Origin of the sequence: Stieleria tagensis (genome assembly GCF_024129865.1) — a bacterium.
GTDB lineage: Bacteria > Planctomycetota > Planctomycetia > Pirellulales > Pirellulaceae > Stieleria > Stieleria tagensis.
In genome coordinates this window covers 100227-114818 of the sequence record NZ_JAMYFE010000014.1, presented here as the reverse complement: position 1 = coordinate 114818, position 14592 = coordinate 100227, and the positions used below count along the sequence as shown (strand labels likewise).

The window sequence follows — 14592 nt, the reverse complement described above, 5'->3', positions numbered from 1 at the left end:
CCGGCACACTTTGCCAATGAATTCCATGCCCTCGAAGGCTTCGGTCAAGCTGTCGTTGGGATTTTCGAGCTAGCGTTTCAACGTTCCTCCATCTGTCGCGCGCGACTTTTGCGCGTCGACCGAGTCATTCTTGGCAGAACACACTTGAACGGTTGCCCGCACGATGTCCGAATACTCCTACAACACGATCCCTACTCCGGTTGAGAATCAGGCTGCGACCTATCGCTGCAAAGTCATCGGTAATAGCGAGGCCCAAATGCACGTCGGGCGGCGCTGGTGGAAAGTCCAGGTTCGGGAAACGTCGGGCAACGGGTTCACGCTGGGACTCCCTCGCTCACTCGCCAAAAAAATCAGCTCCGGATACCGTTACGAACTGCGATACGATGATCGCCGGATCCAGTTGTTAACCGAAGATTTCATCGATTCCGAGAATGGTGAAGCCCGGCTTCATGTCGTCATCCTTCGCGAATACGAACCCAAAGAACGCTGGGCATTCCGTTTGCCATTCTGCCGAGGATCACGTGTGATTTCGCAGGATTCGGCAATGAATAGCAGCGCCGCCTATGGAGGATTTGTGCTGGTGCTGTTCTGCGTCATGTCGCTACCGGGCATCGGCGACCAATTGGGCACGGCACCACGGATCGAAAATGCCGTCAAAATCATGGGTGAAAAAATCACCTATGCCATCCGCGCTATACGTCAATAACGCGTCCGTCACCGAGGCGTCAAATCTTTCCTAAAGCCTCTGACCCGCACAACCGATACTAATGGCACCTGCTAGACGTGGGTGCCATTTTTATTGCGCCCTGGATTCAGGGCCCAATCGGAACCAATGCCGGGATATTCAAGGTCTGACGCGATGAAACGACCACTTGCAACGCGCTGTGCGATTCACAGAGTTTCACGACTCTGTTTCCCGCTGCTCGTTCTTCTCCTGTTGCTTTCAACCGGCTGCCGATTGTGCTGTGACGACGAAGACCGGGCCTATGCTGCCTATGGCGGTGTTTGGGAACGCACCGATCGGAACCAGGGGCGCGTGGGCAGCGTGTTCGATCCCGGTGGTGCAAGGAAACCCAGCCTGTCGGACAAAGTCGACTCGGAGGTTGCCGACGCGATTCAGGATCGCCGACAAATTGACCCGCTCGGTCAGCCAGATTCCGATGCTACACCTGATGACCCGTCAGATAAGGACTCGGGTCTGAACATTCCCGATGCAGAAAGCGATCAAGAATTTGAGGACCGCATGAAGCGGTTTGAAGATGAAAATACGATGGACATCAACATCGTCCCGGGCGCTTTGGTTCCACCCGATGTCCACTGACGATCAACAGACGACATCATGGCGTTTGAAACAGTCCCGCATCGTCGGGCAAAGGTCGCAATCCATGCTGGGTCAATCGGTCTAATTCCAGGTAGCGGATCCGCACATATTCGGTCGTGCTGGAAAGTGATTCCTGCATTCGAGCCTCGATCAACGCTTGCACTTTGACCTTACTGATTTGTCCGTCGTCGCCGGCGACCTCTGCTAGTGCAACGCGAAACGACTTCAATCGATCCACGGAGTCACGAAACTGTTGTTCGATTCGGGGGTCGGATGAAAGACGAACGTGGTCAAATTCGTGCAACACCACCCGGTCGTCCCAGAATCGTTCCGGCGGTGGTGGATCTTTCAACCAGACTTCGTGTGTGGTCGTCATTTTGATGGAACGGAAACGCACACGGATTTGCACGTCAGCTTGATCGCTGGATTCTGACCCGCGACGTCTGATCAAACTCCAGCGCGCCCGGCTGTTGTAGTGATATCGAAAGGTAAAACGAGTCTCACCGGCCAACCGCCCCGCCGCTGGCAAGGTGTCGGCATTTGAAACCGGTTGCCCACCGGTGACAAATTTCACATCCCCCTGTTCGATCAGGCTGGCGAGCGTTGGAGGTGGAGACGGCAAATCCGCGAGCGAGATTTTTTCCGTCGCGTCGTCGACGGTCTCCACTGGCGGAGCAACCTGTTGTGGTGTGGCGGCCGGACTGGTGGGTGAATCAAAACCAACCGTCCAACAGACGACAACCATCAACAGTCTCAGGCGATCGGCTACCACCGCAGGAATCTCGTCAACAGATCGACACCCGGCTGCGTCAGAAAACTTTCCGGATGAAATTGCCATCCCTCCAATTGAAACGTCTTGTGACGGACGCCCATGATTTGTCGTTGACCACCGGTGTCGGTCCAGGCCGTGATCTCTAAACAATCTGGCACCGTGTTAGGGTCGATCACCAAACTGTGATAACGCGTTGCCGTGAACGGATTGCTTAGCCCCGCGAACAATCCTTTGCCGTCATGAACGATCTGGTCGGTTTTTCCATGCATCAACTGCGGTGCCCGTATGATCGAACCGCCATAGGCCTGGCCGATCGATTGATGCCCCAAGCAAACACCGAGGATCGGAATCTTTCCGGCAAAGTGTTTCACGCATTCCACACTCACCCCGGCTTCGTTGGGAGTGCAGGGACCGGGCGAGACCAAAATCCGCTGCGGCGAAAGCGATTGCAATTGCTCGATTGACAATTCGTCGTTGCGGAACACTCGCACATCGGTGTTGGCGTCTATTTCGCCAAGCCGTTGTACGAGATTGTAAGTAAACGAATCGTAGTTATCGATCACGATGACCATGGGCACGCCGGGATACAACGGGACTGTCTGTCAATGGGAATCTGAGGGTGAACTGGCAAAATGCAATTCTTTCATATTGCGACGATAAACGCTCTTCTGCCCAGTTCGCTCGGCCATCTATAATGACGTGCATCAGGCGATTTGCCGAGAGCCTGACCCGTCACTTCGAATCGGAAAAGCGACGAATCACTCGGCAATTGCGACCGCGGTCGCGTGTTATAATCATTTGTTATTGCTGGTCCTGCGAAAAAGCCACGTCATCGGCTGGCCGTTTCTCAGCCACCAGTCCTCGTCTCCGTCGATCTTGGAAATCCGCCTGTGCTCTCGGTTCGCCCCAAAGTCGCCGAACTCGCGTTTCACGTGTTCAGTCGTTCGCTTCACCCCGAACTTTATCGCGTGCATCGCACCCGTCGTATCGAGCGAAGTGCCTATCACGCTCAGGTCAACATCACCAATTGTGGCCACGTGATCACTTGGAACACCACCGGTTCAGCACCGGTGACCATTTGCGAAGTCGCAACCAGTGCTCACCAGCCGCTGCCGAGCAAACGTTGTTTGATCAGCCGTTCGCTCAAAGGCAGTCGTACCGAGAAAGCCGAGTGCCGATTGGGCGTCGGGTATCAAACTCATTTCCAGTTGGAACCGGTTGATCCCGACATGTTCTTCATGGTCCAACAACAACTCTGCAAACAACCGACCGAAGGCTTGTTGCATACCTTTGATGCCAGTGGCCGCATGTCATTGGGCGCGCTCAGCTACGTCAACATCGAAACCCGCCAACGTTCGATGCTCGTGCAAGCGATCCACACCTTCCCCGACGACTATGCGATCGTCAAAGTCGAATCGCTATTCTCGTTGCCCGATTGAGTGGATGCCCCATTTCGATCCGATTGGATTCAACCAGAATTACTGCGACGTCTGGTGGGTGTGGTCGATCTGCGCTGCGGCCAGGCAGTTCACGCGGTGGGTGGCCATCGAGACCGCTATCAACCGTTGGCCCAGTTCTTCCCGCCGGGACATCCCGTCATTGCGATTGCCGGTGATGCTTGTCGCTTAGCCCAATCCTACCGCGCTGTCGGCCTGTCGTCATTCTACGTCGCCGACCTGGATGGCATTCTGTCGGCCCGCTGGCAACAAGCTCTGGTGCTCGAAATCTGCGGCCTGATGCGTTCGGCAACCCGACTCTACCTGGATCTCGGTCTCAGCACCGATCATTGGCGGTCGAATCGTTCCCAGTGGGTCGAATTGCTGAATCAATTCCCCAACCTTCAACTGGTGATGGCGACAGAATCCGCGAACAGCACGGCGCTCTTGGACACGGTCCTGGACGACGTCCCCGTCAAACGCGTGACCGTCAGTTTTGACTTTCAAAAACAGCGGTGGCTCAGCAACTCGACGACAATCGAGCAATGGATAGCGGCCTGTCGTCAAACGGGGATCCGATCGATCATTGGTCTGGACCTGATTGCCGTCGGCAACGCCACGATCCAGCCCACCCTCGCGCTCTGCCACCAACTGCGACGCTCGCTACCGGCGGTTCGTTACATCACCGGCGGGGGAATTCGGAGCGTCGATGATGTGCACCGATTGGCGGCTGCCGGCGCTGACGAATTGCTGGTCGCCAGCCTCTTCAACCGTCCGCTTTGAACGCTGGCGCTAGCGTCGGCGTTTGACTTTGCGGTGCATCGGGTTCAGCAACTTTTTCATCGGATCGGCTTTCTTCTGTTCCGGTTCGGCGGGCCTTTCGGGAGCCGCAAAGCCGTCCATTGAATCGCGAATCAGTTGTTTGTTGATCCGTTGCTCGATGCTGGTCAACACGTCGCCCTGGCCAGGAACGATAAACGTGTACGCCACACCGTCGCGTCCCATTCGACCGGTTCGGCCGACGCGGTGCACATAATCGTCACTGTCTTCGGGGACATCGTAATTGATGATGTGAGAAATCGTGGTGATGTCGATCCCGCGGCCGACAACGTCAGTCGCCACCAAGATGTCTAGATCACCATCACGCAGTCGTTGCAACACACGATCGCGTTCGCGTTGTGCCATGTCTCCGTGCATCGCCGCGCACGAAGGATGGTCCTTGCTAAGCGCCCGCCACAATCGATCGGTACCGCGTCGGGTGCGGCAAAACACGATCGCCTGTCGGGGTTTTTCACGCGCCAGCAACGCCACCAACAAATCTTGCTTTTGGTCTTGGGGGACGGTGAAGTAATGCTGCTCGATCGTCTCCACCGACATCTCGTTCTTGCAGCAATCGATCACCAACGGATCCACCATGTACGATTCGGCCAACCGCTGAACCGTGGGCGGCAGGGTGGCCGACAACAGTAACGTCTGGCGGTCGCGCGGACACTTGCGGAGAATTCGTTCGATCTGGGGACGAAAGCCGATGTCCAACATCCGGTCGGCTTCATCGAGCACCACGCACCAGACGTCTTTGGTCCGCAGCGATCGACGCTGTAGATGGTCGTGCAACCGGCCCGGGGTACCGACAACGATCTGCACGCCGTTTTCAAGCTGCCGAAGCTGGGTTCGAATGTTTTTGCCGCCAGCCAAAACTGCGATTTCGGTGGGCACGCCATAGGCCAACCGTTGGGCTTCACGCCCCACCTGGTCAGCCAATTCCCGGGTCGGCACCACAATGATCGCTTGGGGGTCGCGGCAGTCGTCCAAGGAATCGAGCTGCTCGAGAATCGGAATCGAAAATGCGGCCGTTTTTCCGGTCCCGGTGCGGGCTTGGCCGATCACATCCAGGCCTTCCAGAGCGTGCGGGATCAATTCCGCTTGGATCGGTGAGGGATTTTTAAAACCGGCGTGGGCGAGCGCTCGGCGCATGACAGGCGACAAATCCATGTCGTCGAAACTGGCCAGCGCGGGTTCTTTGGCTTCTAATTGATTTGAGTTCATCCCGCTAGCATAGCGACACAGCCGATTCTCCACTACGACCGCAGACTCATCCTCGCGGTAACCAATGAGAATTCGCGACCGATTGTTCCAGTCGCAGTTTGCCTTGGCACCGCATCTCGTCTTCGGCGGCCGTCATCCGAATGTGCACAATCACGTCATCGCCGCTGGGAATGCGATCTTGCCAAGCGATCGGAACGTGAATCCCATCAACCGGAGCCTTGTGGATCAGTTTGCGGACTTCATCGGGCGTAAACGTCCAGCTACCCACCCGTGGGTCCTCTGATTCGTCATGTGGATCCAGGACCACGACGGTCATCTCCGCGTCGACTTCATAGTTTGTCAACGAAAGTGAATTGCCTTCTTCATCTTCGACGACCACCACCAAATACAGGCCGTCAACCTCGCTGCCTGGTTCGGAGCGATGCCCCCCCGACAAACCATCATGCAATTCTAAATGATCAGGAATCGGCAACGGCTCGGCTTGCTGCGGAGCGTCAAACTGCATCGTTTTGGTTCCCGGTGGAATAATCACCCGGCCCGGCGGATCGCTCGGCTCCGACTCAGGCGGCTTGACTTCGCCCTCGATCAACGGCGAATCCAACGATTCGACATCACCCGGCGGAACCAGCTCCGGTGACTTTGGCGCCGTCGATTCGGAATGATTGCTCGGGTCAGGAATCGGCAGCGGTGCCGCTCCCGATGGCATCTGCAAACCCGGACTCGGCGGATCTTGTAGTGGCTGCGGTTCATCAGGCAACAGTGTTTCATCGACCGCTGGTGGTTGCGGCAAGCCCAACGCCGGCGCCGCACCCGGTTCCGGATCGTCCTGAAACGGGTTCTCAGTCGACTTGGGATCCGAGTCGGTCTTGCTAGCATCCGACGCGTTCGGCGGCGAGGGTTCGATCGGGCCGATGTCGCTCGGTCCGGATTTGGCGGACGGAGCGGGTTTGGCGGGCGAATTTTGCGCCGAGCGGTCTGAGTTTTTCAGCGCGGCGTCGTTGGCCGCATTGCTGGCGCGTTCCAATTCATCGCGCAGCACACGATTTTGGTAATCCGCGTCATACAGTTGATCCTCTAAGACACGAATCTCTTGCGTCAACTTGGCTTGGTACATTTCCTGCTGAGCCCGACCGCGGCAGCCCACCACGCCGACCAGCAAACAAACCGACAGCCAACCGGCCAGCGTTGCAGCGCTGCGGTGGTGTGGAGCAGAGACAGATTCGCGCAATCGATCGGTCACAAAGATCGTTAAAAATTGGGCGTTTGATTCATCAAATTCAAGCGAACGGCCGACGGGTACCGCTTTGCTACCCGTCGCATACCAATTCGCCGCTACCCAGGTCAAGAGTTTCTCGCCAACCACGCATTGCCAGCAAAACAGCCCAAGCCTCCACCAACGGGGTCTGTCCCCAGCCGAATCGCCGTCTCCCTCGTAGCTGATCCCGCCAGGGTTCAGTCGGCCCGGGAACCAACGGGGTCTGTCCCCAGCCGAATCGTCCTCTCCTCGTAGCTGATCCCGCCAGGGTTCAGTCGGCCCGGGAGCACAGCAAATCTGAACCGTGGCCGGTCCAGCTACGGCCGGGGGGAACCAACGGGGTCTGTCCCCGGCCGAATCGTCGTATCCCTCGTAGCTGATCCCGCCAGGGTTCAGTCGGCCCGAGAGAACAGCAAATCGGAACCGTGGCCGGTCCAGCTACGGCCGGAACCAGCGGGGTCTGTCCCCAGCCGAATCGTCGTCTCCCTCGTAGCTGATCCCGCCAGGGTTCAGTCGGCCCGGGAGCACAGCAAATCTGAACCGTGGCCGGTCCAGCTACGGCCGGAACCAACGGGGTCTGTCCCCGGCCGAATCGTCGTGTCCCTCGTAGCTGATCCCGCCAGGGTTCAATCGGCCCGGGACGACAGCAAATCTGAACCGTGGCCGGTCCAGCTACGGCCGGAACCGATGGGGTCTGTCCCCAGCCGAATCGTCGTTTCCCTCGTAGCTGATCCCGCCAGGGTTCAGTCGGCCCGGGAGCACAGCAAATCTGAACCGTGGCCGGTCCAGCTACGGCCGGAACCAACGGGGTCTGTCCCCAGCCGAATCGTCGTGTCCCTCGTAGCTGATCCCGCCAGGGTTCAGTCGGCCCGGGACGACAGCAAATCTGAACCGTGGCCGGTCCAGCTACGGCCAGAACCAATGGGGTCTGTCCCCGGCGGTAACGTCCGCACCTCGTAGCTGATCCCGCCAGGGTTCAGTCGGCCCGGGAATACAGCAAATCTGAACCGTGGCCGGTCCAGCTACGGCCAGAACCAACGGGGTCTGTCCCCGGCGGTAACGTCCGTGGCCGGTCCAGCTACGGCCGGAACCAAAGGGGTCTGTCCCCGGCCGGTAACGTCCGCAGCAAAATCTGGCTTGGCAAACGATGTCAATTTGTAGCGATTACGTCGACTCTGACGATTTTTCCGATTTTTCCGGTTTTGCCTACAGGACAGTTTGCCAGCTCGTCGATACCTCGGGTGACAGGTCGTGCCCGCCGCGTGATTGCGGCGGCACTCCGAAAACCTTGGCTGTAACCGAGATGTTGCGGTCCTAGCGGTTCCAGTTTTGCGAGCGTCGTGAAACCCTCAGCCGCGGAAAGGTTTTACCCCCCCAGAGTCTCAAGTGGTGACGACCGTGCCTAACCTCCAAAAATTCCGTCCGCTCAGTGTCGCGTTGTTCGCAGCGTTCACACTCAGCTCCTTCAACAATTCTCCCGCCGACGCACAAACTTCGTCGCGGTCCAACCAGCAACAGATCCAAGCGGCCCGGGCCACCTGGAGTCCGACGCGAACCGCGGCGACGACCAGCAACCGCCAATCGGCGCCGGCACCGACACTGCAACCGAAATCAAACAGCGGATCGCGTGTGGCCCGCCCACGCACCAGCAAACCCTCCAGCTCGGCCGTTCGCCAAGCCGCCCATCAAGTCCCTTCGCCACCACCGGTTGAAGGGGAAGTGATTTACGAAGGTCACTATGACGGCGGCATCGTCGGTGGCACGATCATCGACGGTTCCTGTGACACGATGGGCTCTTGCGGCTGTGACAGCCCGGGCTGCGACGCGATGGGATCCTGTGGCCCCAGCTGCGGATGCAGCATGTGTGGCGAACTTCCCAGCGGACGCGCCTGGCGACCCGCCGTCACCCTGAGCCTGCCTCAAGACGGCTGGGTGTCCTTCGAAGCATTGCACATGCGAACCGATGGTTTGAGTTTGCCACCACTGATCACCTCGTCCCCCTCAGGCACCGACCGCAACAACGCTGGCGTCCTGAATCGCCCCGGCACCGGCGTGATGTACGGCGACGACCATGTATTGGACAGCTTCAATGGCGGCCGACTACGGTTTGGATTCTGGTTCGACCGATGCCACACCCTAGGCGTCGGCGGCGAATACTTCGAACTCAACGAGGAATCGGATCAGTTCAGCGCAACCAGCACCGGCACCCCGATCTTGGCTCGCCCGTTTTTCAACACCCTGACCGGATCAAATGATGCCGAACTGATCGCATTCCCCAACGTGCTGACCGGCACGGCAACGGTGAACGTCCAAAGCCACCTGGTTGGCGGCGGATTTTACTTCCGCAAACTCACCTGCTGCGACGAAGGCTGTCGTGAACGGCTGTTCTGTGGTGGCAAAGGCCACTTCTGTAGCCGATCAGAATTCCGCCTGGGCTATCGCTACATGCAACTGGGCGAAGGCGTTCAGATCGGCGAACAACTGGTCAGTGCCGGAGCAGGAAATCAAGGCACCTTTGGCATCATGGACTCGTTCGACACCACCAACCAGTTCAACGGACTGGACCTGGGATGGAACCATCGCGTCACCCGCGGCTACTGGACATTTGATGGCTTGGTCCGCATCGCGGTCGGTAACACGATGCAAACCGTGGACGTCAGCGGATCGACGACCATTGTCGACCAAACCGATCCTGCCAATCAGACGACAGAAACCTACAACGCCGGATTCTTGGCTTTGGATTCCAATAGCGGCATCCACGAACAAGATGAATTCTCGGTGATTCCTGAACTGACGCTGACACTGGGCTACCAGCTGACCGATCACCTCAAGGCCACCGTCGGATACACCGGAATTTACTGGTCCAACGTGGTTCGCCCCGGCCAGCACATCCCGACCATGATCAACCCGGACTACCTGCCACCGACGGCCGGCAACCCGCAGGGCGACGCACAACCATTATTCGCCTTCGATACGACCGACTATTGGGCACATGGCATCACGTACGGACTAGAGTACCGTTGGTAATCGTTAAAAACTGACCGGGGGTAAATTCTGGTCTGCAATCGGACCGATAGCAGCGACTGAGACTATTCTCCCCCCGAACACCAGCATTGCGATCACGGTGCGGCAACCCGCTACACCGGTAATGTTTCACACCCGATTTCGTGTGAAACGGCTCGCCAATCGGACCCCCGCTTACAGGAACGTTCTCATGGTCTGGCAACGAATGATCCAGCGACTTCAACGTCGTAATCGTCGCCCAATCAGCGCTCACACATCCGGCAAAGGGCGACGCTCCCTACGCCTTGAGTCACTTGCAAAGCGAGAATTGCTCGCCAGCGACCTTGGGGCCGTTTCCGGAGTCTCGTACGCTGATTTGACTCTCGACGGCCTGACCGCGGACGATGTCCGGCTGGCAGGGGTCACCGTTGAACTGTACCGCGACGTGGACGCCAGCGGCTCGCTGACGGCCGGTGACGGTGCCCCGATCGCGACCACCACCAGCGACGCTAACGGCTTGTACTTCTTTCGCGGGCTGGACGTTGACACCTTCATTGTCAATCAACTGTCCGCCGGCAGTGACCTTGTCGCCCCCGATCCCATCGTCGTTAATATTGCAGACGATTCGGGCGCCGTACTGACTGTGATCGATGACTTCACCGAAACCGCACAGATGGTCACTGTCGACGGCATGGCGACCACCGCGTCGGACTCCGCCGCGGCCAGCGAAGCACTGGGTGGTTTCCGCGATCTTTTGGTCACCCGCACCAGCAACGTTGGCATCCTGAATGTCGCCGCGGACCCCGTTGACGATATTCTGTCGATCGGATCACAGACCAACGGCGAAGGCACGTTGTTGATCCAATACGATGGCGACGATGACTCAAGCACCCTGGACTTCACGGGTCTGGGCGGCATCAGCCTGGTTGGTGGTGATCCCGGTGACCCAGTCGATCCCGATGCCGGAATCCTAATCCAGGCCTCGACCGAAGCCACCGGTGACACGATGACGGTTCGTGTTTACACAGACGAAAACAACTTTGCCGTCGCATCGAACATCCCCGTGCCCTTGGACACGATGGTCAACGGCGTCCAAGAAGACGTGTTTGTCCGCTACGCTTCGGACTTTGTCTTCACCGGCAACCCCGACTTTAACAACGTCGGAGCGATCGAATTTGAAATCACCATCTCGGACAACAACGACGGCACCTTCGCTGCGTTCACCGTTCGTGGCCCGAACGTCGAAACCCGCAACTTGCCCAACGAGCAACTGCTACAACTCGGCGGATCGCTGTTCGATGACATGGGCGGCGGAGCCGAAACCAACAACGGAATCTTTGACGCCAGCGAAAGCGGCGTGGAAAACATCACGGTCGAACTGTACGGCGAACCCACCGGCGGCGGAACCATCGATCCGTCCACTCAAACGCCGATCGCGACAACGACCACCGATGTCAACGGCGACTACTCGTTTGATCAATTGATCGCCGGTGACTATTTGGTCGTGATCCCCGAATCCGAGTTTGCATCCGGGGAAACTTTGTTCGGCTACACCTCTAGCACGGGCAACGCTCCCACACCGGATCCCAACGACGACGTTGACAACGACAACAACGGCAACATGGTCGCCGGCATCGGGGTGGTCAGTGGAACGATCAGTCTGGTTGCCGGTAGCGAACCGATCGACGACGGTGATACCGACCCCAATTCCAACTTCACACTGGATCTCGGCGTCACGCCGACCATTGATCTGGACATCACCAAAACGCTGGACGAAGCCGCATCGACACTGGAAAGTGGCGGCCAAGCTTTCTTTGACCTCGACTTTGAAAACCTGGGTCCACTGGACGCCAACAACGTGGTGTTGACGGATCTGTTGCCCGACGGCATGACGATTAACGAAGCCGACTCGGACTTCGGCACGTTCACGCCGACCATCACCGGCCAGACCATCAGCATTGACCTTGGCTCGCTAGCGATGGGTGCCAGCGGTACCGTTCGCATTGCAGCCGACATCGCCGTCGGCCAGACCGCCGCGATCACCAACACGGCTTCGATCACCGCTGATGAACTCGACGTTGACGCGGTCAACAATGACGACGCAGTGCTGGTCACACTGGCCAATTCGGATCTGGTGATCACCAAGTCCGATAACACAGACAGCGCCGTCATCGCGGGTGAACAATTCACCTACACGATCACCGTCACCAACGACGGCCCGGATGACGCACGCGGGATCCTGGCCACCGACGACCTGCCCGACGACCTGACCTTCGTCAGCGCATCGTTTACCACCGGCAGCGGCACAGTCACCGAAGACCCACAAGATAGCGGCAGCCTGTCGATCAGTATCGACGATTTGGCCGCCGACGAATCTGCGGTGATCGACGTCATCGTACTCGTTTCCGCCAATGCGACCGACACGCTGCAGAACACCGTCACCGTGGTCGTCGATCCGGAAACCGATCCCGATCTGACCAACAACACCGCCACCGAAGAAACCCCGGTTGCACGCAACGTTGATGTTTCCGTGGTAAAAACCACCTCCGACGTTGCCCTGGCCGGTGGGCAACTGGTCTACACCATCGATGTGACCAATAGCGGCCCCGGTGATGCTCGGGGCGTGGAAGTCACCGACACGCTGGACGCGTTCTATACGTTCGACAGTTTGGATGCCGGGACCTCCGGCGTCACGGTCACCGAAAATGGCCAACTGTTGACCTTCGACGTCGGCACCGTCGCCAGTGGTGCGACAACCACGTTCACGTTCACCGTTGACATCGCTGCATCGGCCACCGGCACGATTAACAACCAAGCCGACGTCACAACAACCGACAACGACACCGACACGACCAACAACAGCGACGATGTCGATTCGACGATTGGCACGGACACCGATTTGGTGTTGACCAAAGAAGTCGACCTGACGACCGCCGTGGCCGGTGAAGACACGTTGACGTACACGTTCACCATTTCGCATGACACCGACAGCATGAGTGATTCGGGTGAAGTCACCTTCACCGACACACTGCCGGCCGGTGTGACAGGTGTTACGATCGACGCTCCCGATGCAACGTCATCGGGTTTTGACACCGGAATGCAAACCGTCACCGTCGTGTTTGCTCCCATTGCCTTGGGCCAGACGCGAACCTTCACCGTCACCGCCAGTGTCAACGAAGACGCCACGGGAACCATCACCAACACCGGTTCGATTTCGGTCAACGGCGGTGATTCCGACACGACCAATAACAGTGACAGCGCGGCAACTGACCTGACGTCTGAATTTGATGTCACCCTCACCAAGACGGCCAACGACACCACGCCGGATCCCGGTAGCAATGTCACCTACACGATCGATCTAACCAACGACGGCCCCAGCACGGCGACCGGAGTGGTTTTGACCGATGTCGTTCCCGACGGCCTGACCTTTGTCAGCGGGACACTTAACGGACAATCCGCGACGCTGTCCGGAACCACCGTCACCTTCCCGACCATCAGTTTGGATGCGGACGAAACCCTGTCGGCCACGTTGATCTTCACTGTCGACGTGGACACCAATGGCACCGTGACCAACACAGCCTCGGTGACCGCCGATGCCGGCGAAACCGACACCACCAATAACTCGGCCAGCGCAGACATCACGGCATCGGCACTGGCGGACCTGACAGTCACCAAATCCGTGGATGAAACGGAAATCCAAGCCGGTGGCGAACTGACCTACACCATCACGGTCACCAACAGCGGTGTCTCCACCGCGGTCGATGCAACAGCGGTCGACACCTTGCCCACCGGCGTTACCTTCGTCAGCGGTACCGGACCGAACAACCAAGCTCTCACGGCCAACAACGGTGTGGTGACCGTCGACGGCGGCGACTTGGCCGAGAACGAGTCCTTCACTTTCACCATCATCGCAAGTGTGAACGCGACAGCCACCGGCACCCTGACCAACTCGGTCAGCGTCTCGACCACCACCGACGAATCCAACGAGAACAATAACACTGCGACCGCCGCGACCACGATCGACACGATCAGCAGCAGCTTTGGCGGATCGGTCTACATTGATGCCAACGACAACGGAATTCGTGATACCGATGAAGAGGGTATCGAAGGTGTGACGTTGGTGCTGATCGGAACCGATAGCCTGGGCAACGCGGTCAATCTGGCGGCGACCACCGACGACAACGGCGACTACGTGTTCAACGACTTGGCCGCCGGGACCTACCGCGTCGACGAACTGCAACCCGCTGGATTCCGTGACGGGCAAGACACCGCTGGTACCGGAGCCACCGCGACGGTACTCAATGACGCTTTTGTCGACATCGCTCTCGAAGCGGATACCGACGCCGTCGATTTCAACTTCGGAGAACTACTCGACCAACTGTCGAAACGACGTTTCCTCGCGTCAACCTGACCTGCGCGTCCGCAGGGACTGACCGAGTGTTTGCCAAGCGTGTTGCCGGAGCCGGTGATGTAGCAAGACGCAGCGAGAACATTCAGCAGCCCGGCGGACAAAATCGCATCAGGCATTGGCGAGGAAATCGTTAAACGCACGGCCTTTCGGGGGGAAGGCCGTGCGTTTTTTTATGCCACCACATCAGCCGCATCCAAACCATCCCTTGCCGAAGCATTTCGCTTCCTGACAATGCTGACCGAATCAGCCGGCACGCGCGAGCGCGTCCAGTCCCCGGACGTTTAAAAATGGCTCGCAAGGAACCGTGAGTGAGCGTTCAACGGCTGATGAATCATCCGTGCCTGGCGT

At 58.3% G+C, this 14592-nt stretch carries 10 protein-coding genes; 6 read left to right on the top strand and 4 right to left on the bottom strand.

All coding sequences use genetic code 11. From position 1 onward, the window contains the following. Positions 1-163: 163 nt before the first annotated feature. Together NHH03_RS01865 and NHH03_RS01860 are read left to right on the top strand one after the other, a co-directional pair. Entirely contained in the window at positions 164-706 is a 543-nt protein-coding gene (locus NHH03_RS01865; RefSeq protein ID WP_253154033.1) for a hypothetical protein, read from the top strand. Positions 707-859: 153 nt separating this feature from the next. Next, a complete protein-coding gene (locus NHH03_RS01860) occupies positions 860-1321 on the top strand; it encodes a hypothetical protein (RefSeq protein WP_253154032.1) in 462 nt (153 codons plus the stop codon). Positions 1322-1337: 16 nt separating this feature from the next. On the opposite strand, the gene NHH03_RS01855 is transcribed toward NHH03_RS01860, so the two are convergent. After that, the gene (locus tag NHH03_RS01855) at positions 1338-2066 is read right to left on the bottom strand and encodes a hypothetical protein (RefSeq protein ID WP_253154031.1); all 729 of its coding nucleotides are present in this window, start codon (positions 2064-2066) and stop codon (positions 1338-1340) included. Between the two features lie 20 nt (positions 2067-2086). Next, positions 2087-2665: an anthranilate synthase component II gene (locus NHH03_RS01850; protein WP_253154056.1), complete on the bottom strand. Its 579-nt coding sequence runs from the start codon at positions 2663-2665 to the stop codon at positions 2087-2089. Positions 2666-2983: 318 nt separating this feature from the next. Between NHH03_RS01850 and NHH03_RS01845 the strand changes: the two genes are divergently transcribed. After that, complete coding sequence (locus NHH03_RS01845; protein ID WP_253154030.1) at positions 2984-3532, top strand: DUF2617 family protein; 549 nt, start codon at positions 2984-2986, stop codon at positions 3530-3532. Continuing rightward, positions 3533-4312 carry a HisA/HisF-related TIM barrel protein gene (locus NHH03_RS01840; protein WP_253154028.1) on the top strand — a complete coding sequence of 260 codons (780 nt, stop codon included), beginning with the start codon at positions 3533-3535 and terminating at the stop codon, positions 4310-4312. Positions 4313-4321: 9 nt separating this feature from the next. Here the strand turns inward: NHH03_RS01840 and NHH03_RS01835 are convergent, their stop codons facing one another. Both NHH03_RS01835 and NHH03_RS01830 read right to left on the bottom strand, forming a co-directional pair. Beyond that, complete coding sequence (locus tag NHH03_RS01835; protein ID WP_253154027.1) at positions 4322-5575, bottom strand: DEAD/DEAH box helicase; 1254 nt, start codon at positions 5573-5575, stop codon at positions 4322-4324. A gap of 46 nt (positions 5576-5621) precedes the next feature. Then, positions 5622-6920: a hypothetical protein gene (locus NHH03_RS01830; RefSeq protein ID WP_253154026.1), complete on the bottom strand. Its 1299-nt coding sequence runs from the start codon at positions 6918-6920 to the stop codon at positions 5622-5624. 1308 nt (positions 6921-8228) lie between these two features. Here NHH03_RS01830 and NHH03_RS01825 point away from each other — a divergent pair. Both NHH03_RS01825 and NHH03_RS01820 read left to right on the top strand, forming a co-directional pair. After that, the gene (locus tag NHH03_RS01825; protein WP_253154025.1) at positions 8229-9857 is read left to right on the top strand and encodes a BBP7 family outer membrane beta-barrel protein; all 1629 of its coding nucleotides are present in this window, start codon (positions 8229-8231) and stop codon (positions 9855-9857) included. A gap of 187 nt (positions 9858-10044) precedes the next feature. Beyond that, positions 10045-14244 carry an SdrD B-like domain-containing protein gene (locus NHH03_RS01820; RefSeq protein WP_253154023.1) on the top strand — a complete coding sequence of 1400 codons (4200 nt, stop codon included), beginning with the start codon at positions 10045-10047 and terminating at the stop codon, positions 14242-14244. Positions 14245-14592: the final 348 nt, after the last annotated feature.

What these genes read in the sequence shown, in the direction of transcription:
- NHH03_RS01865 (WP_253154033.1), top strand. Translation starts at nt 164, where the DNA reads ATGTCCGAATACTCCTACAACACGATCCCTACTCCGGTTGAGAATCAG.
- NHH03_RS01860 (WP_253154032.1), top strand. Translation starts at nt 860, where the DNA reads ATGAAACGACCACTTGCAACGCGCTGTGCGATTCACAGAGTTTCACGA.
- NHH03_RS01855 (WP_253154031.1), bottom strand. Translation starts at nt 2,066, where the DNA reads ATGGTTGTCGTCTGTTGGACGGTTGGTTTTGATTCACCCACCAGTCCG.
- NHH03_RS01850 (WP_253154056.1), bottom strand. Translation starts at nt 2,665, where the DNA reads ATGGTCATCGTGATCGATAACTACGATTCGTTTACTTACAATCTCGTA.
- NHH03_RS01835 (WP_253154027.1), bottom strand. Translation starts at nt 5,575, where the DNA reads ATGAACTCAAATCAATTAGAAGCCAAAGAACCCGCGCTGGCCAGTTTC.
- NHH03_RS01820 (WP_253154023.1), top strand. Translation starts at nt 10,045, where the DNA reads ATGGTCTGGCAACGAATGATCCAGCGACTTCAACGTCGTAATCGTCGC.